General features: G+C 70.8%; 18 protein-coding genes. 7 read left to right on the top strand and 11 right to left on the bottom strand.

The annotated features are described in order from the left end of the window. Window positions 1-17: 17 nt before the first annotated feature. The 5 genes from ACFV9T_RS23290 to ACFV9T_RS23270 form a co-directional block, all read right to left on the bottom strand. On the bottom strand, window positions 18-1,064 hold the full coding sequence (locus ACFV9T_RS23290; RefSeq protein ID WP_385443543.1) for a 4-oxalomesaconate tautomerase: 1,047 nt from the start codon (window positions 1,062-1,064) through the stop codon (window positions 18-20). 23 nt (window positions 1,065-1,087) lie between these two features. After that, window positions 1,088-1,798 (bottom strand): 4-carboxy-4-hydroxy-2-oxoadipate aldolase/oxaloacetate decarboxylase, encoded by a 711-nt coding sequence (locus ACFV9T_RS23285; RefSeq protein ID WP_385443404.1) that lies wholly within the window; start codon window positions 1,796-1,798, stop codon window positions 1,088-1,090. Continuing rightward, entirely contained in the window at window positions 1,795-2,544 is a 750-nt protein-coding gene (locus tag ACFV9T_RS23280) for a PIG-L deacetylase family protein (protein ID WP_385443402.1), read from the bottom strand. Before ACFV9T_RS23280 ends, ACFV9T_RS23285 begins: the two co-directional genes overlap by 4 nt. Before the next feature lie 66 nt (window positions 2,545-2,610). Further along, window positions 2,611-3,261: a GntR family transcriptional regulator gene (locus ACFV9T_RS23275; protein ID WP_385443400.1), complete on the bottom strand. Its 651-nt coding sequence runs from the start codon at window positions 3,259-3,261 to the stop codon at window positions 2,611-2,613. A 140-nt stretch (window positions 3,262-3,401) separates the two neighbouring features. Continuing rightward, window positions 3,402-3,878, bottom strand: coding sequence for a hypothetical protein (locus ACFV9T_RS23270; RefSeq protein ID WP_385443398.1), 477 nt, complete (start codon window positions 3,876-3,878; stop codon window positions 3,402-3,404). Between the two features lie 234 nt (window positions 3,879-4,112). On the opposite strand from ACFV9T_RS23270, the gene ACFV9T_RS23265 reads away from it, so the two are divergent. From ACFV9T_RS23265 to ACFV9T_RS23250, 4 genes are read left to right on the top strand one after another with little or no spacing between them, the layout of a single operon-like run. Further along, window positions 4,113-5,993: a glycoside hydrolase family 2 protein gene (locus ACFV9T_RS23265; protein WP_385443395.1), complete on the top strand. Its 1,881-nt coding sequence runs from the start codon at window positions 4,113-4,115 to the stop codon at window positions 5,991-5,993. Then, entirely contained in the window at window positions 5,990-7,294 is a 1,305-nt protein-coding gene (locus ACFV9T_RS23260) for an extracellular solute-binding protein (protein WP_385443393.1), read from the top strand. The genes ACFV9T_RS23265 and ACFV9T_RS23260 overlap by 4 nt, the downstream gene beginning before the upstream one ends. A 34-nt stretch (window positions 7,295-7,328) precedes the next feature. After that, on the top strand, window positions 7,329-8,201 hold the full coding sequence (locus tag ACFV9T_RS23255; protein ID WP_385443390.1) for a carbohydrate ABC transporter permease: 873 nt from the start codon (window positions 7,329-7,331) through the stop codon (window positions 8,199-8,201). Window positions 8,202-8,259: 58 nt separating this feature from the next. After that, window positions 8,260-9,150, top strand: a complete 891-nt coding sequence (locus ACFV9T_RS23250) for a carbohydrate ABC transporter permease (protein WP_385443388.1) — start codon at window positions 8,260-8,262, stop codon at window positions 9,148-9,150. A gap of 3 nt (window positions 9,151-9,153) precedes the next feature. Here the strand turns inward: ACFV9T_RS23250 and ACFV9T_RS23245 are convergent, their stop codons facing one another. The 6 genes from ACFV9T_RS23245 to ACFV9T_RS23220 form a co-directional block, all read right to left on the bottom strand. Continuing rightward, window positions 9,154-10,278, bottom strand: a complete 1,125-nt coding sequence (locus tag ACFV9T_RS23245) for a LacI family DNA-binding transcriptional regulator (RefSeq protein ID WP_385443386.1) — start codon at window positions 10,276-10,278, stop codon at window positions 9,154-9,156. Window positions 10,279-10,310: 32 nt separating this feature from the next. Next, window positions 10,311-11,252: a carbohydrate ABC transporter permease gene (locus tag ACFV9T_RS23240; RefSeq protein ID WP_385443384.1), complete on the bottom strand. Its 942-nt coding sequence runs from the start codon at window positions 11,250-11,252 to the stop codon at window positions 10,311-10,313. Then, window positions 11,252-12,136, bottom strand: a complete 885-nt coding sequence (locus ACFV9T_RS23235) for a carbohydrate ABC transporter permease (RefSeq protein ID WP_385443382.1) — start codon at window positions 12,134-12,136, stop codon at window positions 11,252-11,254. The genes ACFV9T_RS23240 and ACFV9T_RS23235 overlap by 1 nt, the downstream gene beginning before the upstream one ends. A gap of 8 nt (window positions 12,137-12,144) precedes the next feature. After that, complete coding sequence (locus ACFV9T_RS23230) at window positions 12,145-13,485, bottom strand: ABC transporter substrate-binding protein (RefSeq protein WP_385443380.1); 1,341 nt, start codon at window positions 13,483-13,485, stop codon at window positions 12,145-12,147. Window positions 13,486-13,695: 210 nt separating this feature from the next. Next, entirely contained in the window at window positions 13,696-14,784 is a 1,089-nt protein-coding gene (locus ACFV9T_RS23225) for a LacI family DNA-binding transcriptional regulator (RefSeq protein WP_385443377.1), read from the bottom strand. A 119-nt stretch (window positions 14,785-14,903) separates the two neighbouring features. After that, entirely contained in the window at window positions 14,904-15,917 is a 1,014-nt protein-coding gene (locus tag ACFV9T_RS23220) for a hydroxyacid dehydrogenase (RefSeq protein WP_385443375.1), read from the bottom strand. 244 nt (window positions 15,918-16,161) lie between these two features. Between ACFV9T_RS23220 and ACFV9T_RS23215 the strand changes: the two genes are divergently transcribed. Genes ACFV9T_RS23215 through ACFV9T_RS23205 form a run of 3 tightly spaced genes read left to right on the top strand, consistent with a single transcriptional unit; the run spans window position 16,162 to window position 22,312 of the window. Next, a complete protein-coding gene (locus tag ACFV9T_RS23215; protein WP_385443372.1) occupies window positions 16,162-17,679 on the top strand; it encodes a glycosyl hydrolase family 28 protein in 1,518 nt (505 codons plus the stop codon). Next, window positions 17,676-21,059: an alginate lyase family protein gene (locus tag ACFV9T_RS23210; protein WP_385443370.1), complete on the top strand. Its 3,384-nt coding sequence runs from the start codon at window positions 17,676-17,678 to the stop codon at window positions 21,057-21,059. The genes ACFV9T_RS23215 and ACFV9T_RS23210 overlap by 4 nt, the downstream gene beginning before the upstream one ends. Continuing rightward, entirely contained in the window at window positions 21,056-22,312 is a 1,257-nt protein-coding gene (locus ACFV9T_RS23205; RefSeq protein WP_385443367.1) for an alginate lyase family protein, read from the top strand. The genes ACFV9T_RS23210 and ACFV9T_RS23205 overlap by 4 nt, the downstream gene beginning before the upstream one ends. Window positions 22,313-22,347 lie beyond the last annotated feature (35 nt).

Raw genomic sequence — 22,347 nt, 5'->3', positions numbered from 1 at the left:
TTGAGGTGAGGGGTGGTTCAGACGGGGCGGGGGAAGACCGTGCCGTCGAAGAGCTTGCGCGCGGTACGGACGGCCGCCGTACGGAGCGCCACGGGCGACGCGCCATCAACAACGGTGTCGATGTCCAGGAATCCCGTGGGGTGTTCGATGCGCAGCCACTCCCCCGCCGCCGGGAGCCGGGCGATGTCCTCGCCGATGTTTCCGGGGACGCGCAGCCCGGCGGCGACGCTCGCGGCGCCCAGCACGCCGATGGCCGTATGGCAGCGGACGGGGACGAAGGTGCGGGTCATGACGGTGCCGCCGTGTGCGGGCGGGGAGAGCAGACTGAGCTTGGGCACGGTGGTGCCACTGGTGTCGCCCAGGCCCATCAGCCGCCCGGCCGCCCGCCGGATCCCCTGGAGGCGGGTGGCGAGGTGCGGGTCGGCCTCCAGCTCCTCCGGGGCCTCGCGGCCGGTGACCTGGAGGGCGGACGCGGCGATCAGCACGGTCGGCATTCCGTTGTCCACGCAGGTGACGTCCACGCAGGTGACGGGCGTGTCGGCGACGGTGTCGCGGGCGCGGCCGGTGGGCAGCAGCGGTCTCTCGCGCCGCTGGAACTCGATGGCCACCGGCGCGGCCGTCCCCGGGACGCCGGAGATCTCCGTCGATCCCTCGTAGGCCACGCGCCCGCCCGGGGTGGGGAAGGTGGCGGTGGCGTGGTCACCGCTGTTGAGCATCCGGACGCGCACCGCCGTCCGCCCGTCCCCGGGCGCGGTCAGGCCGCGTTCGACGGCGAACGGGCCCACTCCGGCCAGAAGGTTGCCGCAGTTCTGCCGGTCGGACACATCGGCCCGGTCCACGCCGATCTGGAGGAACAGATAGTCGACGTCGGTGTCCGGGCTGGCGGAGGCGGACACGACCGCGACCTTGCTGGTGAGCGGATGCGCGCCGCCCAGGCCGTCGATCTGCCGGGGGTCGGGGCTGCCCATGACGCGCAGCAGCAGGTCGTCGCGGTCTGCCGGGGCGTCGGGCAGATCCTCGGCCAGGAAGTACGCGCCCTTGGAGGTGCCGCCGCGCATCAGCATGCAGCGCACACCCTGAGGTGCGCTCACCGGACGGTCCCGTTGCGGACGTGTTCCTCGTACGATTCGTACCGAACCCCGAGGCGTACGAGGGTTTCGCGCAACCCGTAGCGGTCCAGGCCGAGCCCGCCCTCGGCGAACGCGGCCCGGGCCGCCGCCTCCTTCGCGGTGCGCGCCTCGGCCGCCCGGACGGCCTCGCCGGTCCGCTCGCGGGGCACGCACAGCACCCCGTCGTCGTCGGCGAGGACCACATCGCCGGGGCGGACACACTGCCCGCCCAGCACCACCGGCACATTGACGGATCCGGCCGTGGCCTTGACGGTGCCCTGCGCGCACACGGCCGCCGACCACACGGGAAAGCCCATGGCGCGCAGTTCGGCGGTGTCGCGCACCCCGGCGTCGATGACCAGACCGCGCACGCCCCGGTAGCGCAGGGCGGTGGCGAACAGTTCGCCGAACATGCCGTCCGTGGACGGGGAGGTGGTGGTGACGACCAGGATGTCGCCCTCGGCGCACTGCTCGACCGCCGCGTGGATCATGAGGTTGTCGCCGGGCCAGCACAGCACGGTCACCGCCGTGCCCGCGATGCGGGTGTCCTGCTGGATCGGCCGCAGCCCGGGGCCGAGGCTTCCGGTGCGGCCCATCGCCTCGTGGACCGTGGCCACTCCGTGTCCGAGCAGGGCCCGGACGTCCTCGGCGCGGGCGCGCGGCGGGCTGGTGACGATGACGCCGCTCATGCCAGCTCCCCCGTGACCTGCGGGTAGGGGCGCATATAGGCCTCGGCGTACACCGTCCGTGGCAGGCCGAGGTTGGGACCGGCGTTGCGCGCGAGCTGGACCCCGCGCCGCCCCGCGAGGCCGGTGTAGTAGTCCCACAAGTGTGTTTGCGCCGGAAGGCATTCCATCGCCGTGCGCTTGGTGGCGAACACGTCGGTGATGTCCAGCAGGACCTGCGGGGTGAAGTCGCACATCTCGGGCTGGTGCGGTTCGAAGAAGAACACCGGCGGCGCGCCCAGTACGTCGCCGGGGGCGGGGTAGCCGATCGCCTGGGCCAGCACCCTCGCGTCCAGCGCCATGCGGGCCGCCGCCGGATGGTCACCGTTGTACGGGTCGGCCAGGGGGTGGGTGAGCACCACATCGGGGCGGGTGTCGCGGTAGTGGTGGACCAGCTGGTCCGTCAGCTCCGGGGTGGCCAGCAGGGGGTAGTCGCCAGCGTCCAGGAAGCGGATGTCGGCGCCCAGGGCCGTGGCCGCCTGCTCGGCCTCGCCGCGCCGTATCCGTTTGATCTCCTCCAGCGACTTGCCCTCCCGCCACGCCGCGGCGGACTCGCCGCGCTCTCCGTAGGACAGGCACACGATGGTGACCTTCTCCCCCCGGGAGGCCGCCAGGGCGATGGCACCGCCCGCCCGCCACACGAAGTCACCGGCGTGCGCGCTGATCACCAGCGTCGAGCGGGTGGCGGTGGGCGCCTTGCCGTGCGTCATAGCCGAACTCTCCTTGATGGACGGGTCGTCGACCCTCCACCCCTGCCGCGCCATGCGCGCGACGCGTCATTCGCGCAACGCGTCGATCACACCCGCGAGGTGGGTACGGACGGCCGCCTCGGCCGCCCGTGGGTCCCGGGCCCTGATCGCTTCGATCATGGCCAGATGCTCGCTCAGGGACTGCTGGGGACGCCCCGGCCGCAGGGCGAGCTGGAAACGGTGGCGCACCAGCTGCGCGTTGAGCCGCTCCAGCAGTTCCACGGCCACCTGCTGGCCGGAGATCTCCCTGATGCGGGCGTGCAGCTCGTGGTTGAGTCGGGAGTACGTCATCGGTTCGCCGTCGGCGACCGCCTTGGACATCGCCGTGCCCAGGTCGGCCAGCTCGGTCAGCTGCTCCTCACTGGCCTCGGCGGCCGCCTTGGCCGCGCACAGCCCTTCGAGGACCATGCGGCACTCGGTGATGGCCACCGCCTCCTCGACGGTCACCACCCGCACCCGCGATCCGCGGTTGCGGATCCGTTCCACGAGCCCCTCGGACGCCAGGTCGATCAGGGCCGCGCGGATGCTGGCCCGGGTCACCCCGAACTGCTCGGCGAGTTCGTTCTCCACCAGCCGCTGGGCGGGCGCCATGTCGCCGCGCAGGATCGCCTCCCTCAGCTGCGTCAGCGCGTGCTGCTTGGCCTGTTCTCCGGTGCCTGGACGGGCTTCCTTCGGCATCGTGCTCTCCCTGAGTGAGTGCGTGTCGAAGGTAAATCTAGGCCAACAAGATTGTCAACGATTTTGTTGGCTACATTGCCGACATGACACTCCGCCCGTACGGGCGGCCATCGGAGGCATCAGGGGCGAGATCCGACCGCTCAGACCTGATGGATGGCGAGCTTGAACTCGGCGAGCACCAGCCTCACCGGAGAGCGGCTGTTGTGAGAGACCATCAGCGCCAGCGGTGTCCCCGGATGCACGAAGATCTCATGGTGCTTGGTGAAGCACTGCATGCCGCGGCTCGGGGGACGGTGATCGGTGGCGGTCGAGTCCGCACCCGTCGACAGCCCGAGCGGATCCCGTACGAACCGGTCGCGTAATTCGCTGTAGCCCCCGGCCTCCCACTGGACCATCGCCGTCAGCGCGCCCCATCCGTCGGCCGAGGGCCAGATCAGCCCCGCGCGGTCATCGGTACGCCAGTTGCGGATCGTATAGCCGTCGGGCTGGGCCACTTGATGCATCCCCCGCGCGTCGTAGGACTCGGCGGAACCGAAGGGGAACCGCACCACGCGGTAGCCGCCGGGCTGGATCACCTGCGGTTCAGCGACGATCAACGAACAGATCTGCACGGCCACGATGTCTCCAGCGGGTCGGCCGGGGCGCACCCCGGGACGTGTGCGGGGTGGCTCCTGAAGCCGTGTACGGGGTGACTCCTGGAGCCTGGGGCCAGTCTGCGACGGCGCGTACCGCGTGTCCATGAACCTCACCAGACCCGGAAACCCGCGCTGCACCAGCTCTTTACAACGATGTAAGCGGGTGATGGCATACCCCTGCCCGCTGAACCGCACTTCCGCGCCCCGGAGTTGACCATGCCCAGCGCCGCCACCGCTCCGCCCGATATCCCGAACGATGTTCCACGACCCGAATACCCGCGTCCCGGTTTCATCCGCCGGGACTGGCGGAACCTCAACGGCACCTGGCAGTTCGCGTTCGACCCCGGGGACAGCGGCCTCGAACGAGGCTTGGCGCACGCGGAGTTGAGCGGGCGGATCCTCGTCCCGTTCTGCCCGGAGTCCGAACTGTCGGGGATCGGGGACACCGACTTCCACCCCGCCGTCTGGTACCGGCGCACCGTCCGGGTCCCCGCGTCCTGGGCCGGGCGGCGGGTGCTGCTGCACTTCGGGGCGGTCGACCACGACGCCACGGTGTGGGCCGACGGGCGCGAAGTGGCCCGGCACAGCGGCGGGTTCACCTCCTTCACCGCCGACCTCGGCGATGTGGCGGGCGCGGCCGGGGGCGGCGAGTCCAAGGTGACGATCGTCGTACGGGCGCGGGACGCCCGCCACGGGCCGCAGGCGCGCGGCAAGCAAGCCACCGACTACGCCAACAGCGACTGCCACTACACCCGCACCACCGGCATCTGGCAGACGGTGTGGATGGAGCCGGTGCCCGATGTCCATCTGCGCAGGCCCCGGATCACCCCCGACCTCGGCTCCGGCGCGTTCCACCTCGAACTGCCGCTCAGCGCCAACCGTCCCGGCCACCGGGTCACGGCCACGGCGCGCGACGCGGACGACACCACGGTGGCCGAGGCGACCGTGCGCGCCGACCTGGACCTGGCGCCACGGCTGGTGCTCACGCTGCCCGAGGACGACGTCAGGCCGTGGTCGCCGGAGGACCCGCATCTGTACCGGATACGGATCGAGCTGCGGGACGCCGACGGCCGGGCCGTCGACCGCGCCGAGTGCACCGCCGGGCTGCGTTCTGTGGCCATCGACGGCAAGCGGCTGCTGCTCAACGGCCGTCCCGTCTTCCAGCGGCTCGTCCTCGACCAGGGCTGGTACCCGGACGGGCTGATGACCGCCCCGGACGACGCGGCCCTCGTCCGCGACATCGAACTGTCGCTGGCCGCCGGGTTCAACGGGGCCCGGCTGCACCAGAAGGTGTTCGAGGAGCGGTTCCTGTACCACGCGGACCGGCTGGGCTATCTGGTGTGGGGCGAGTTCGGCGACTGGGGGGCGAGCCAGGGGCGTACCACCGGGGACAACCAGCGTCCGACCGCCGGTTTCGTCGCCCAGTGGCTGGAGGCCGTGGAGCGGGACTACTCCCATCCGTCGATCGTCGGCTGGTGTCCGCTCAACGAGACCCACCAGGAACTCCACGACCGGCAGACCGTCCTGGACGACGTCACCCGGGCCATGTTCCTGGCCACCAAGGCCACCGACACCTCCCGCCCGGTGCTGGACGCCTCCGGCTACTCCCATCGCGTGGCCGAGACCGACGTCTACGACTCGCACAGCTACGAGCAGGACCCGGAGGCGTTCCGCCACCAGATGGCGGGTCTTGACAAGGACGATCCGTACATCAATCCGGACCGCGCGGGCAATCCCGGGAAGCGGGACACCGACGCGGTGTGGTCGCTGCCGTACCGTGGCCAGCCGTACTTCTGCAGCGAGTTCGGCGGCATCTGGTGGAATCCGGAGGAGGCCGCGGCCGCTGGGGACGACCGCGATGTGTCCTGGGGTTACGGGGAACGGCCACGGAGCGAGGAGGAGTTCCACGAGCGCTTCGCCGGGCTGACGGCGGCGCTGCTGGACGACCCCCGGATGTTCGGCTACTGCTACACCCAGCTCACTGATGTGTTCCAGGAACAGAACGGCGTCTACCGCTTCGACCGCGGGCCCAAGCTGGACGTGGCGCGGGTGCGTGCGGCCCAAGTGCGCCCCGCCGCCTTCGAGGAGGGACAGTGACCGGCCCCTCACGGCGCGGTCTGCTGCGCGGGGCGCTGTACGGCGCGGGCGCCGCCGCCACCGGGTCCGCGCTCACCGGCTGCGGTTCGATCGCCGGAAGCGTGGCGAGCCCGGACGAGATCAATTACTGGAACCTGTTCACCGGCCCGGACGGCGCGCTGATGAAGCAGCTGACGCGCGACGTAGAGAAGCGCACAGCGGGTCTCAAGGTCAGGACGACGGTGCTGGAGTGGGGCCCGCCGTATTACACCAAGCTCGCGATGGCCTCGGCCGGTGGCCGCTCGCCCGACGTGGCCATCATGCACCTCACCCGGCTGGCGGGCTACGCCCCCGGCGGTCTGCTCGACCCGTGGGACATGGACCTGCTGGCCGAGTTCGGCCTGCGGCGGGACGACCTCAACAGCACGCTCGTCAAGCGGAGCCTGTACGAGGGGACTCCGTACGCCATCCCGCTGGACACCCACCCCTTCGTGGTCTTCTTCGACCGGGACGTCCTCGACAAGGCGGGCCTGCTGACCGGCGAAGGGCGGCTCGTGCCCTTCGAATCGCCACGGCACGCCCTGGAGCTGATGGACAAGCTCCGCAAGGACGGTGGCAAGCTCGGGCCCGTCTTCGGCCACTCCAATGACCCGGCGATGAGCTGGCGGATGTTCTGGACGCTGTTCTGCCAGACCGGCGCCACCTTCGACCTCAGTGGCGAGCGGGCCCAGATCGACGAGGACACCGCCGTCGAAGTGGTGCGCTTCATGGCCGACCTGGCACGCGACAGCCGCACCATGAACGTGCAGACGGCGATCGCCGCCTTCGCGGGCGGCCGGTCACCGATGATCTTCTCGGGCGAGTGGGACATGGCCACCTACCAGTCGACCCTGAAGGACCGGCTGGGCGGCGCCCCCATCCCCACCTTCTACGACCGCCCGGCGGGCGCGGCCGACAGCCACGCGCTGGTGCTTCCGCACCAGGACAACCCCGATCCGGAGCGCCGTCGGCGCACCCACCAGTTCGTCGCCGGGCTGGTCAAGTCCGGGTTGCGGTGGGCGGCGGCCGGTCATATCCCGGCGTACACCCCGGCGGTCTCGTCCGCCGCGTACGCCAAGCTGCGTCCGCAGTCCGAGTACGCGGCCGCCGCGCAGCAGCTCGCGCTCGACCCTCCGGTGTGGTTCGCGGGCTCCGGCTCGGACTTCCAGACGCGGATGTCCCAGGCACTCGACCCCGCGATCGGCGGCTCGTCCCCGGCGAAGGCGGTCCGCACGATGGTCTCCCAGATCAACACCCTGCTGGCCCAGCCGAATCCGGCCTGATGGCGAGGGAAACGCAACGGAAAGGAGCATCGTCATGACGCCACGCCCTCCGGGCGCCACCGGCTGGCTCTTCGCCACCCCCTTCCTGGTGTTCTTCGGGCTCTTCCTCGCCGTGCCGCTCGGCATCGGCCTGTGGATGAGCTTCACCGACGCGAGCCTCACCGGAGCCGGTGGCAGCAGCTTCACCGGCCTGGACAACTACACCGAGGCGCTCGGCGACGGCCAGGTGTGGCAGACCCTCGGCAACACGGTCTGGTTCACCGTCCTGTCCACCGTCCCCCTCGTGCTCGTCGCCCTCGTGATGGCCCTGCTGGTGTACACGGGGCTGCCGGGGCAGTGGCTGTGGCGGCTGTCCTTCTTCGCCTCGCATCTGCTGCCGGTCGCGGTGGTCTACCAGATCTGGAACATGGTGTTCCAGCCGGATCGCGGCATGCTCAACGGCCTGCTGGACGTGGTCGGCATCGAGGGGGTCGGCTGGCTGACGGACGAGAAGTACGCGATGTGGTCCATCGCGCTGGTGACCCTGTGGTGGACGGTGGGCTTCAACTTCCTGCTCTACCTGGCCGCGCTGCAGGCCATCCCCGACCACCTCTACGAGGCGGCCGCGCTCGACGGCGCCGGGGCGTGGCGCAGGCTGTGGTCGGTGACGCTGCCGCAGCTGCGCCGGATCACCGTGATGATCGCGGTGTTGCAGGTGATGGCGTCACTCAAGGTGTTCGACCAGATCTACCTGCTCACCAAGGGCGGTCCCGACGGGGCCACCCGGCCGATCCTGGAGTACATCTACGACACCGGCTTCACCAACTACCGGCTGGGCTACGCCTCGGCGATCTCGTACGTGTTCTTCGCGGTCATCATCATCCTCTCGCTCGCCCAACTGAAGATCTTCTCGCGCAGGGAGGACTGATCACCCCATGGCCCCCGGGACACTCTCACCCCGTACGCGGAGAAAACCGCGCTCGACCATGCCCCGCGAGGTAGCCCGGCGGCGCCGCCCCGGCGGCGACCGCGCCTGGCACCCCACCCTCGGGACGGGCCCCCTCCCCCGTGTGCTGACGCTGCTGGCGCTGGCGCTGATGGCGGTGGTCTGGCTGGTGCCGTTCGGCTGGGGCGTGGACACGTCGTTCAAGTCGGAGGTCGACGCGAGCGCGTCGGGCGTCGACTGGCTGCCCGACGCGGGCTTCACCCTCGACGCCTACCGGACCATCTTCGGGCAGGGCAACCTTCCGGTGTGGGCGGTGAACAGCGTCGTGGTCGCCGTGTGCGTCACCGCGCTCACCGTGGCGGTGTCGGCGATGGCCGCGTACGCCTTCTCGCGCACCCTCTTCCGCGGCCGCCGGGTGCTCTTCGCCGTCATCGTCGCCTCGATCATGGTGCCGCCGCAGATCCTGATCGTGCCGCTGTTCCGGCAGATGCTCGCCATGAACCTGGTCGACACCTACGCGGCGGTGATCCTGCCGCAAGTGGTGGCGCCCGCGATGGTGTTCATCCTGAAGAAGTTCTTCGACGGCATCCCGCGTGAGCTGGAGGAGGCGGCCCGGATCGACGGGGCGGGCAGCTTCCGGGTGTTCTGGAACGTGGTGCTGCCGCTGTCCCGGCCGATCCTGGCGGCGGTGGCCATCTTCGTCTTCATCAACACCTGGAACAACTTCCTCTGGCCGTTCATCAGCACCAGCGATCCCCAGCTGATGACGCTGCCGGTGGGGCTGTCCACCGTAAAGGACTCCACCGGGCTCCGGAACGCGCAGGAGTCGGCCGCCTCGGTCCTCGGCTCCCTCCCGCTGCTCATCGTCTTCATGCTCTTCCAGCGCCGCATCGTGAAGTCGGTGGCCACCACGGGCCTGGGAGGACAGTGACGGTCAGGAGCCGCCCTCGGTGAACTCGGTGAACTCAGTGAACTCGGTGAACTCGGTGGACTCGGTGGACTCGCGGGCGCGCAGCGTGTGCCCGACGACCACCTCCCGGGGCGGTCTGCCCGGCGCGTCGATCCGCTCCAGCAGCAGGCTGACGGCGTGCCGGGCGATGGCGCCCTTGTCCGGGGCGACGGTGCTCAGGCTGGGCGTGCTGTAGCGGGTGGCCTCGATGTCGTCGAACCCCATCACGGCCACGTCCTGCGGGACCCGCAGCCCCCGCTCGTACAGGGTGCGCAGCGCGCCGAGGGCCAGCGCGTCGTTGAAGCAGAACACGGCGTCCGGTGGTTCGGCCCCGTCCAGCAGCGCGTCCATCGCCCGCGCGCCCTCGCGCAGGTGGTAGCGGGGGGTTTCGTGCTCCAGCCGGGGGTCCAGCGGCAGTCCGGCCGCCTCCAGCGCCTGGCGGTAGCCGGTCCTGCGCAGCAGCGGCGTGCCGATGTACGGCTCGGGCTGCGGGCCGACGGCGGCGATCCGGCGGCGGCCGCCACGGATCAGATGGGTCACCGCCTCCCGGGCGGCTGCCACGTTGTCGATCACCACATGGTCGGTGAGCCCGCCGCTGGGCCGTTCGCCGATGAGCACGAGCGGCACGGCGCCGAGGTGGCCCGCGAGCGCGCTGCCGTGCAGGGCGAGCGGGCTGACCACCAGGCCGTCCACGATGCGCTCGCCGAGACCGTGGATGACGGACGCCTCGCGGTCGCGGTCGCCGAGGGTCTGCTCGATGAGCAGGGTGCGGCCGTGTGCCTCGGCCGTGGTGAGGAAGTGGCGCCCCAGTTCGGCGAAGTACGGGACGTCCAGCTCGGGCAGGACCAGCGCGATCATGCCGGTGCTGCCGCGGCGCAGATTGCGGGCGGCCCGGTTGGGCCGGTAGCCGAGCTGCCGGATGGCCCGCTGAACCCGCTCCCGGGTCGCGGGCGACACATGCACGAACCCGTTGATGACGTTCGACACGGTCTTCGGGGAGACCCCGGCGAGCGTCGCCACGTCCTTGACGGTGGCGCTCCGGGCCGCGCCCGCACGCGTCTCGCCCGGCGACGCCTCACTCTTCCCGGTCTGCTGGTTCGCGGCGGTCACCGGGCGATCCTAGGCGTTGCGGAGCGCCACGGTCACTTGAGGGCGCCCAGGGTGACACCGGTACGCCAGTAGCGGCGCATCGCGGTCATCATGACGGCCAGCGGCACGATCGACAGCAGTGCGCCGGTCAGGACGAGGCTGGTCAGGTCGATGCCCGACTCCAGCCGTTTGCCGGTCCAGTTGTACAGGCCCAGGTTGAGGGTCCAGTTCTCCTCGCCGCGCAACACGGTGAGGGGCAGGAAGAAGGCGTTCCAGGTGTTGACGAAGGCGAGCAGGAACACGGTGGCGCCGCCGGTGGCCATCATCCGCAGCACGATGCTGAAGAAGATCCGCAGTTCCCCGGCGCCGTCCAGGCGGGCGGCTTCCAGGAGTTCGAAGGGGACCGTGGACTCGGTGTAGACCTTGGCCAGGTACACGCTGAACGGGTTGATCAGGCACGGGATGAGCATGGCCCACGGGGTGTCGACCAGCCCGATGGACGAGAACATCAGATACAGCGGGAGGGTGAGCAGGGCGATCGGGATCAGGAAGGATCCCACGACGCAGGCGAACACCACGCCGCGCCCGGGGAAGTCGAAGCGGGCGAGGCCGTATCCGGTGGCGAGCGCGATGAGGGTGCCGCCGAGCGAACCCACCCCGGCGTACAGGAACGAGTTGGCGGTCCAGCGCAGGAAGATGCCGTGGTCGTAGGTGACCAGCTGGTGCAGGTTGTCCCACAGGTGCATGCCGGAGAACCACAGACCGCTGGTCTGGTACAGCCCGGTCCGGTCCTTGGTGGCGGCGACGATCAGCCACCACACCGGGAAGAGGCTGTACGCCCCGGCCAGGATCAGGCCGAGCAGCAGGAAGCGCTGGCCGCCCCGCCCGCGCGCGGCGCGGTCGGGGCGGGCGAGCCGCCGTACCGTGCGCACCCCGGGCCGCTCGGTGGCGGGTTGTTCCGGCGCGGACTCCGAGGCGGATTCCGTCATCACCATCAGTCGGTCTCCTTCGAGGTCAGCCGGTAGAAGAGGAAGGAGGCCGCACCGAGGACGAGGGCGAGCAGCACCGACAGCGCCGCGGCGTAGTGGTAGTCGCCCGCGTTGAACGCCTGATTGTAGACGATCATGATCGGGGTGAAGCTGTCGCTGACCGTCTGCGGCGTGACGTTCCGGAACAGCGCGGGCTCGTTGAAGATCTGCAGCATCTGGATGATGGAGAGCATGCCGGTCAGCACCAGTGCACCGCGCACCCGCGGGACCTTGATGCTCAGCGCGATGCGCGTCTCGGAGGCGCCGTCCAGCCGCGCGGCCTCGAACAGCTCGCGGGGCACCGTCTGGAGTGCCGCGTAGATGATCACCATGTTGTAGCCGATGCCGTGCCAGGTCAGCAGGTTGCCGATGGACGGCCAGACCATCGAGGGCGCGAAGAAGTTCCAGGAGAGCCCGAAGAACCTGCCGAGTGCGGTCAGCGGGCCGACATCGGGGCTGTAGAGGTTGATCCATACGATGGCGGCCACCACCCCGGGGATCATGTACGGGATCAGCAGCAGCATCCGGAACCGGGCGGCCGCCCGCGAGGTGAGCGCGTCCAGGCACAGGGCGAGCAGCAGGCTGATGGCGAGCATCACCGGGATCTGGACACAGGCGAACAGGACCACCCGCAGGACGGAGGCCATGAACGCCGGGTCGGTCAGGCCGTGCCGGTAGTTGTCCAGTCCGGCGAACGTCACCGTGGCGCCGCCGAGTCCGAGGCCGGACCGCTGCTCCCGGAACAGGGACTGGTGGACCGCGTAGCCGATCGGGACGAGGTAGAGGAAGACGAAGCCGAGCTGGAAGGGCAGCGTGAACGCGGCCCCCTTCCAGCGCTGGGAGCGGATCATGCGGGCCCTCAGTTCTTGACGCTGATGCCGCGGGACTTCAGGTCTGCCACCGTCCATGTCTGCATATGGGCCAGCAGATCGGTGACCTTCTGCCGCTTGTTCAGGACCTTGGCCCAGCCGGACTGCAGTTCGGTGAACATCGCGGTCCAGTTGGGACCGAAGGTCCAGTCGGTGGTGACGGTGTTCAGGCTGTCGGTGACCACCTTCTTGCCCGGTTCGTAGTGGTCCCCGAGCAGCTTGGCGGAGAGCGGCTTCTCGACGTACGCCGCGCTGTCGGCCAGCGCGGGCATGACGCCGTTGCCGGTCTCCGGACTCGCCATGGTGGACACGGCGCCGCTGTCGGTGGACATCCACAGCGCCGCGGCCGCGGCCTGCTCCTGGTGCGCGCACTGCTCGGTCACCAGGGTGAGCCCGCCGCTCTGGTTGGTCCCGGCCGGGGTCTTGGCCGGTTCGCCCGGGAAGGCGGGCCACGGGGACAGCGCCCACTTGCCGTTGGATTTGGTGAAGTTCTGGACCATACCGGCCATCTGCCAGGTGGAGATGTGCCGGGTGGCGGTGCGGCCGTTGTCGTAGTTGCGCTGGATGGCCGCGTAGTCGGCGAAGGAGAGCGTGGAGTTCAGATCGTTGTCGATGATCCGCTGGATCACCTTCGCGGCCTTGAGGGTGCCGGGGTCCTGGAAGTTCACCCGCCAGGCGTTGCCGTCGATGGCGTACCAGTGCGCCCCAGCCTGCATCGCGAGGATTTCGAGCGTGCTCGGGTCCTCGCCCGCGTAGTTGGTGATGTGGATGCCGTGCTTCTTCAGCACCTTTCCGGCGGCGATGAAGTCGTCCCAGGTCGCGGGCGGCTTCAGGCCGTGCTTCCGGAAGATGTCGGTGCGGAGGATGGTGAAGGCGGGCGCGGAGCTGGTGGGAACGCCGTAGACCTTGCCCTGCACCCCGGCCCCCGCCCACGCACCGGCGTTGAACGTGTCCTTCGCGGAGCGGACGTACCGGGTGATGTCGGCGAGCGCACCCTGCGAGACGAGGGTGGTCACGTATTCGGCGGTGTTCTGGACCAGGCAGGGGGCCTTGCCCGCCTTCACGGCGTTGGCCAGTTGCTTCTGCATCGTCAGCTGGTCGGTGACCTTGGTGTATTCGAGCTTGATGTCCCGGTGGCTCGCGTTGAACGCCTTGACGACGGCCTCATGGCCATTGGCCCAGCCCCAGTAGGGGAGGGTGACCGGGCCCGAGTCCCCGGAAGACCCAGGATCCCCGGAGCCGGATCCGCCGCAGGCGGAGAGCAGACCTGTCAGCGCGAGACCCGCGACGGCGGCGCGGGAAAACCTTCTCCGGGGCAGGGTGAAGTTCATCTGACCGTGATCCTTTGACTGTTGGCGTTACCGGAACGCGAGGACGGCGGGTCGGTGGCGGCCAGGCGCGGCAGGCGGAGGCCGGACAAGCGAAAGCGGTAGTAACCGGTTGCTGTGGACGGTAGGCCGGTTGGCCTGGACTCGACAAGAGGCGGGACGCGATGAGTTGCAGAAACCGTTTACGACAGTGGTGCGCGGGGGGGGCGGTGGTCAGGAACGGCGGGCCGGCGGCTGGACGGAGTTCCGTACGACGACATGGGTGCCCAGCACCAGATGGTCGCCGTCACCGCCCGCACGGCGGCCACCGCCACCCTCGCGCCGGTCGGCCACCGCGCGCAGCGCGGCCCGCCCCATCTCCTCGTACGGCACATGAACGGTCGTCAGCTGCGGAGTGAGCTGAGAGGCCAGCGGAATGTCGTCGTAGCCGACGATCGAGACGTCCTCGGGGACCCTCAGCCCGGCGGCGCGCAGCGCCTGCATGGCGCCCGCGGCGACCACGTCGGTCCCCGCCAGCACCGCCGTGAAGTCCAGCGCGCGGCGCAGGCCCTCCTCGACCGCCTCGTACCCGTGGCCGTAGTCGTACGGGCCGTGGAGCACCATGCCCGGGTCGAACGGGACGCCGTACGCCTCGAAGGCCCGCTGGGCGCCCCTCAACCGGCCCTGGGCCGTGGTGAGTTCGGCGTGGCCCGGCAGCACGAGGACCCGGCGGTGCCCGGCGGACAGCAGGTGGCTGGCCATGGCGTAGGCGCCGCCCTCGTTGTCGTAGTCGACCGTGGTGGCCGCCACGTCGCCCTCCAGCGGCGGCCTGCCGACCAGGACGAGGCGCGATCCGGCCGCGTCGAGGGAGCGGGCGAAGCGGGCCATCCTCAGCTGGTACTCGTCGACGTCGTACGCGCCGCCGAGCAGGACCACCGCGGCGACGCCCTGCTGGCGCATGAGGTTCACCAGCGCGAGTTCCCGCTCGGGGTCGTCTCCGGTGGTGCCGACCAGCGAGAGCCAGCCGCGCAGCGTGGCCGCGCCCTCGACTCCCTTGGCCACGTGGGCGAAGGCGGCACCGGTGATGTTGTTGATGAGGATGGCCACGGTGGGCGTGCCGCCGCCGGCCAGTGAGCGGGCGTGGGCGTTGGTGACGTAGTCCAGGTCCCGTACGACCTTCATCACCCGGCGGCGCAGCTCGTCCGACACCGGATAGTTGCCGGACAGGACGCGCGAGACGCTGGCGACGGAGACACCCGCGCGCTCCGCCACGTCGCGAATGGTGGCCCGTCCGGCGCCGTCCGACGCCTTGCGCTCGCTCACCGTAGCGGCTCCTTCACCGTAGCGACTTCCTCGCCGGCCGGGCCAGGTCCCGTGGCTTGCGCCGGTGCGGAAACCGTATCCCATCGTTACTCCGCGGCGGCGGGCCGCCGGGGCGGTCCTCAGGCGACGCGCGCCAGGTCCGCATGGCGCACCTCGTGAGCCAACGGCAGCCCCGCCGCCATGCGTTCCAGCTCCTCGGCGACGACGCGGCCGAGGCGGGCCAGCTCGTTGCCGAGCGAACCGGCGATGTGCGGGGTGAGGAAGACGTTGGGGAGTGTGTACAGCGGGGAACCGGCGGGCAGCGGTTCGGGGTCGGTGACGTCCAGCACCGCGCTCAGGCGGCCCGTGACCAGCTCGTCCGTGAGGGCCCGGGTGTCGACCAGCGCGCCCCGGGAGGTGTTGACCAGCACGCCGCCGTCCCTGATGAGGGCGAGCCGCTTACGGTCCAGCATCCGGTGGGTCTCGGGGATGTCGGGGGCGTGCAGGCTCACGATGTCGCTGCTGCGCAGCAGGTCTTCCAGCGGCAGCGGTTCGGCGCCGAGCGCCGTGGCCTCGGCGGCGTCCACGTAGGGGTCGTACAGCGAGACGGCGAAGTCGAACGGCCGCAGCAGCTCCAGCAGTCGGCGGCCGACGCGTGAGGCGCCGATGACGCCGACCCGGCGGCCGAGGTTCCCGGTGGCCGAGGTCTCGGTGGGGGTGGGAAAGGTGTGGGTGTCCCGGAAGCGTTCACGGTGGGCCAGGGCGTCCTTGCCCGCGAGCAGGATCATGGCGAGGGTGTATTCCGCGACCGGCAGGGCGTTGCCGGTGACCGCGCTGGAGACGGTGATTCCGCCGTCCCACAGGGCGTCGCCGATCAGTGAGCGCACGGAGCCCGCAGCGTGCAGGACGGTGCGCAGCTCGGGCGCCGCGGCGAGGGCGGAGGCGTCGAGGCGGGGGCAGCCCCAGCCGGTGATCAGTACCTCGGCCCGGGCCAGCGCGGGGGCGGCGGCGGGGTCGGTGAGGTCCCGTACGACGAGCGCGGTGTCGATCTCGGCCACCTGCCGGAGCCGGTCCATGAGCGGCGGCGGGAAGAGCAGGGGCAGGTGCACCGGGTCCATGGCGAACACGGCTCTCGGCGGCTGGGCACTGGGCATGACTCTCCTGATACGCCGGGGAAACACTCTCGTAGAAACACTCTTGTAGAAACACTGCCAGAAAGCGTCTTCTAACGTAGATCTGACGGGGAGGCGGGTCAATCGGCAGGCCGTACGCCGCCGGGGCGACCGATCCTTTCGAAAGTGCGCCCGGACCCTTGACTCTGTTTCCGGACTGGGCGGAAGCTCTGGCCACTTGGCCGCAGTAACCGGTTTCCGTTTTCCGCCGCGCAGGGAGTCAGCCATGAACCCACCCTTGTCCCGTCGCGCCACCCTTCAGGCGGCAGGTGCCACCGCGCTCGCCGCGGGTCTGACCGACACCACCGCGACCAGCGCCACAGCCGGTGAGGCCGGTGGCACGGCACGGCTCGTCACCTATCCGGTGCCGTCGGGAGCCCCCGTGAAGACCGACAGCTTCACCGTCAAGGTCCGTACTCCCGGCGGCAGATGGCACAGGCTCGGCACCTATCTGGCCACGCTGAACCTGGTCGACACCACCACCGGCAGCGGTCGTCAGCAGAACTCGACGCTCGCGTACTTCGACTTCTCGGGCAGCGTGGACGTCGAGGTGACCTTCATCAAGGGCGGTGTCGGCAAGGTGCGGATACGGCCCGACTCCTACGGCATCGCTCCCGAGGTGCGCGGAGACACGGCCCGGTTCCGGCTCACCGAGCCGCGCAACCTCGTCGTCCAGGCCGACGACCAGATCTTCGACTGTCTGCATCTGCTCGCCCGCCCCCTGGAGACGGACCGCCCCGCCGCGGACGATCCGGATGTCATCCACTTCGGCCCCGGGGTGCACACCACGCCGGGAGGCACCCTGACCGTGCCGTCCGGCAAGACCGTCCATCTGGACGGCGGTGCCGTCCTGAAGTCCCGGGTGATCTTCAAGGACGTCGAGAACGCGGGGCTCACCGGGCGCGGTGTCATCCACGCGGCGCCCGGCGGCGGCGCCACCGTCGAGGGGTCGAAGCACATCACCATCGGCGCCGTGACGATGCTCAACCCGGGCGGATACGCCGTCACCATCGGCGAGTCCGAGCACATCACCCTCAGCGGCATGGCCGCCTTCAGCTCCAAGGGCAACGGCGACGGCATCGATGTCTTCTCCAGCTCCGACGTCACGATCGACGGTGTCTTCATGCGCAACGCCGACGACTGCGTGGCCATCTACACCCACCGCTGGGACTACTACGGCGACACCCGGAACGTCACCGTCAAGAACTCCACCCTGTGGGCCGACGTGGCGCATCCCGTCAACGTGGGCACCCACGGCAACACCGACGCGCCCGAGGTCCTGGAGAACCTGACCTTCAGCAACCTGGACATCCTCGACCACCGCGAACCCCAGACGGGCTACCAGGGCTGTATCGCACTCAACCCCGGCGACAGCAACCTCATCAGAAACGTGCGCGTCGACGGCGTCCGGGTCGAGGACTTCCGGCAGGGCCAGCTCATCCATATGCGGGTCATGTACAACGCGAAGTACAACACCTCGGTCGGCCGGGGCATCGAGGACGTGTACGTGAAGGACCTCAGCTACTCCGGGACCCACGGCAGCCCGTGTCTGCTGCTCGGCTACGACGCCGAGCACGCCATCAGGAACGTCACCTTCGAGAACCTGGTGGTGGGCGGCACGGTCATCGCCGACAGCATGAAGAAGCCGACCTGGTACGTGGCCGCGGACTTCGTCCCCATGCACGTCAACGAGCATGTGACGAACCTCAGGTTCCTCACCGCCGCCGAGGCCGCCGCGTCATGACGGGCCCCGCACCGGGCCGCCGGGGCTTCCTCGGCGGCGCCGCGGCCCTGCTGCTCGCACCGTGCGCGAGCGGCCTCGCCGTGCCCGCGTTGGCACAGCCGGGCCGGAACACCGGCCGGGCCTTCACCCACCCCGGGCTGCTGCACGGCGCCGCCGACCTGGCGCGGATGAGGGCCGCGGTCGCCGCCGGGGAATCCCCGGTCCACGACGGCTTTTCGGCGCTCGCGGCAAGCCCCCGCTCGTCGTCCGCGTACACCGTGCGGAACACCGGCCAGATCACCTCCTGGGGCCGCGGTCCGGCCCGGTTCATGAACGAAGCCGTCGCCGACTCCGCCGCCGCCTACCAGAACGCCCTCATGTGGTGCGTCACCGGCGACCGTGCCCACGCCGACAAGGCCCGCGCCATCCTGGACGCCTGGTCGGCGTCGCTCACCGCCATCACCGGAGCGGACGGGCCCCTCGGCGCCGGGCTGCAGGCCTTCCTGTTCGTCAACGCGGCCGAGCTGCTGCGGCACAGCGGCTACGACGGCTGGGACCCGGCGGCCATCGCGCGCTGCGAGGAGTCCTTTCTGCGCGTCTGGTATCCGGCGGTGTCCGGGTACATGCTCTACGCCAACGGCAACTGGGACCTCACGGCGGTCCAGACCATCCTGGCCATCGGTGTGTTCTGCGAGGAGCCCGCGCTCTTCGAGGACGCGCTGCGGTACGCGGCGGCCGGCGCGGGCAACGGAAGCGTCCGGCACCGCGTCGTCACCGGCGCGGGTCAGGGCCAGGAGAGCGGCCGTGACCAGGGCCATGAGCAGCTCGCGGTCGGCCTGCTCGGCGACGCCGCCCAGGTGGCCTGGAACCAGGGCGTCGACCTGTGGGGAATCAACGGCAACAGGATCCTGGCGAACGTCGAGTACGCCGCCCGCTACAACCTCGGCGGCGACGTCCCCTTCTCCCCCGACCTGGACCGCACCGGCAAATACCTCAAGACGTCGGTGTCCGGCAAGGCGCGCGGCACCCTGCCACCGGTCTACGAGATGGCGTACGCGCACTACGCGGGCGTACGCGGCCTCGCCACCCCGCACACGAGGCGCGCGGTCTTCCGTGGTCCCGGCGGCGCCCGCGCCGTCGAGGGCGGCAACGACGACCTGCCCGGGTGGGGCACACTCACCTACGCCGGGGCCACGGCCACCCCCGCCGCGCCGACAGCGCCCGCCGGGCTCACCGCGACCGGTACCCGCCACGCCGTCACCCTGGCCTGGCTGCCGTCCGCGTGGGCGACCGGCTACACGGTCCGGCGCGCCACCGGACCCGACGGGCCGTACGAGCGGATCGCCTCCGGGGTCGGGACACCCGCGTACACCGACCGTGCGGTGCGCACCGGACAGACCTACTACTACACGGTCAGCTCCGCCAACTCCTTTGGTACGAGCGACAGTTCGGGCTGGATGGCGGCGACGGCCGGGCTGCCCGGGCCGTGGTCGACCGGGGACGTGGGGACACCGCGGAGACCGGGCTCCGCCACCTTCGACGGCGAGCGCTTCGTCCTGGAGTCGGGCGGCACCCCGGACACCTGCCGCCTGGTGCGCCTGCCGCTGCACGGCGACGGCACGGTGACCGCACGGATCGTGTGGCCGCTCAGCTCGCAGTACTCCACGATCGGCGTCACGGTCCGCGGCTCCCTCGACCCGGACGCCCCGTACGCCGCGATGCTGATCCAGGGGCTGCCGCTGCACACCTGGAGCGGTGTGTGGACCGTACGCCGCTCGGCCGGGGCTCCCGTCTCGGCCACCGGCAGCACCCCCGTGCCGCCGTCCCAGCGGCAGGCCATCACCACCGCCGCGGCGTTCCCGATCTCCGACCTGGGCACCCTGCCCGCGTCGGCCACGCCCCTGGAGGCCCCCTGGGTCGAGGGCGCGGGCGACGGCTACCGGCTGCGCGCCCCGTACTGGGTACGGGTGACCCGCCGGGGCGGCCGCTGCACCGGCGCCATCTCCCCGGACGGCGAGCGGTGGACCGAGGTGGGATCCGCCGAGGTCCGGCTCGGCCGCACCACCTTCGCGGGCCTCACCCTGACCTCCTGTCTGGGCGCGGACGAGGCGTACGCCGAGACGGGTACCGGCGCCTTCGACAACGTCAGCGTGGTCTCCCCGGCCGGACCGCTGTGGACCGTGCCGCGCCCGGTGCGCACCGCCACCGGCCTGCGGGCGTCGGCCGTGACCGACGCCATCGAGCTGGCCTGGACCGATCCGGACCCCGCCGCCCGGTACACGGTGCTGCGGGCCGAGCGCGCCCTCGGCCCGTACGAGACCGTCGCCACCGGAGTGGGCCCGGTCGGCTTCGGCACCCGCGTCCGGTACGCGGACGCCACCGGGGCGCCCGGGCGGACGTACCACTACGTCGTCGCGAAGACGAACCGCGGTGGGCGCGGGCCGCGCTCCACTCCCGTGAGCGCCCGCATGCCGACCCCTTCGGTGCCCCAACTCACTTCAGCGGAGACGGTGTTCGCGAATCTCGGTGTCCCGTTCCGCCATCTCCTCCGCGCCACGCACGAGCCGGTACGGTTCACCGCGACCGGCCTGCCCGGTGCCCTGCGCATCGACGAACGTACCGGGCTGATCTCCGGACGGCCCTCGGCGACCGGCACCTACACGCTCACCACCAGGGCGGGCAACGCGTCCGGCACCGCCACCGGCAGCCTGACCCTGGACGTCGGCACGCCGCCGCCCGCGCCCTGGTCGTACGGCGACCTCGGGGATCCAGTCCTCGACGAGCGCGCCTTCGGCACGTACGGCGTCGTGGCCGTACGCACCCCGGGAATCACCGCGTACGACGCGGGGACGTTCACCGTGCGCGGCGCCGGGACCGATCTCACCGTCAACGGGCAGGGAATGACGGGGCAGTTCGCGCGCAGGTACGTCAGCGGCGACTGCGAGTTCACCGCCCGGCTCGTCTCGCGGACCGGCGCCACCACCGCCGACCGGGTCGGGCTGCTGATGGCCAAGTCCCTGTCGCCGTTCGACCAGGCGGCCGGGGCGATCGTCACCGGCGGGACCACCGCGCAGCTCATGCTGCGCCCGGTGGTGGCGGGCCCGTCCGCCTTCACCGGAAACGGCCGCCTCACCGGAGACGGCCACCTCGCGGGAAACGGCCACCTCGCCCTGCCCTGCCTGCTGCGGCTGAAGCGCACCGGGACCATCTTCGCCGCCGCCCTGTCCACCGACGACGGCGCCACGTGGATTCCCCTCGCCGAGGGCGCCGTCCCCGGCTTCGGTGACGCCCCGTACCACGTGGGCCTCGTGGTCTGCTCCCGCGACCCGCTGGCCCGCACCACCACGCGGTTCGACCGCGTGCACATCACCCCCGCACAGAGCGGAGACACCCCACGATGAGCCGTGAACACATCCCCACTCCCCCGCCCGCACACCAGCCGACCCGCCGCACCCTGCTGCGGTCAGCGGGCGGCCTCACCGCCGCCCTCGCCGTCGGCGCCGGAGCGGCCGCCGTCACCGGCGGCAGCGCGGACGCCGCGCCCGCCGCCTTCACGCACCCGGGCATGCTGCACGCCTACGGCGAACTCAACCGCGCCAAGGTACGGGTCGCCGCAGGCACCGAGCCGTGGCTTTCCGGGTGGAACCGCCTGACCGCCAACCGCCACTCCGCGAGCACCTGGGCCCCCAACCCGCAGAAGACCATCATCCGCGGCGGGACCGGCGAGAACTACGGCATCCTCTACAACGACATCCACGCCGCCTACCAGAACGCCCTGCGCTGGAAGATCGCGGGCACCACCGCCCACGGCGACACCGCCGTCGCGATCCTCAACGCCTGGTCGGCCACCCTCACCACCGTCACCGGCAACGCGGACCGCTTCCTGGCCGCCGGGCTCTACGGCTACCAGTTCGCAGGCGCCGCCGAACTCATGCGCGGCTACAGCGGATTCGACCTCGGCCGCTTCCAGACGATGATGCGCGACGTCTTCTACCCGCTCAACAACCAGTTCCTCAACCAGCACAACGACGCCTGCGTCACCAACTACTGGGCCAACTGGGACCTGTGCACCATGAACTCGATCCTCGCCATCGGGATCCTGTGCGACGACGCCGCGAAGTACGACCAGGCGGTGAACTACTTCAAGAGCGGCGCGGGCAACGGCTCCATCCGGCACGCCGTCCCGTTTGTGTACGACAACGTCGACGGCTACGCCCTCGGCCAGTGGCAGGAGTCCGGCCGGGACCAGGGCCACACCATGATGGGCATGGGCCAGCTGGGCGCCTTCTGCGAAATGGCCTGGTCCCAGGGCGACGATCTGTACGGCTACGACGGCGACCGCTTCATGAAGGCCGCCCAGTACGTCGCCAAGTACAACCTCGGCCACGATGTCCCCTTCACCACCTACACCTGGGGCACCGGCCAGAACTGCGCCCAGCGGTCGCACACCGTGATCTCCGCCGCGAGCCGTGGACAGGTCCGCCCGGTCTGGGACCTCCTGTACTACCACTACGGCCGCAGGCGCGGCCTGGACGTGCCGTACATCAAGGCCATCGCCGAGAGCGTCCGGCCCGAGGGCGGCGGCGGTGACTACGGCTCGACCAGCGGCGGCTTCGACCAGACCGGCTTCGGCACCCTGCTGTACGCCAAGTAGCCATGCGCTGGCTACCCTGAATTCCGAGCTGGGCC

The organism is Streptomyces sp. NPDC059850, assembly GCF_042731515.1.
GTDB lineage: Bacteria > Actinomycetota > Actinomycetes > Streptomycetales > Streptomycetaceae > Streptomyces.
This window is presented reverse-complemented; position numbering and strand designations above follow the sequence as displayed.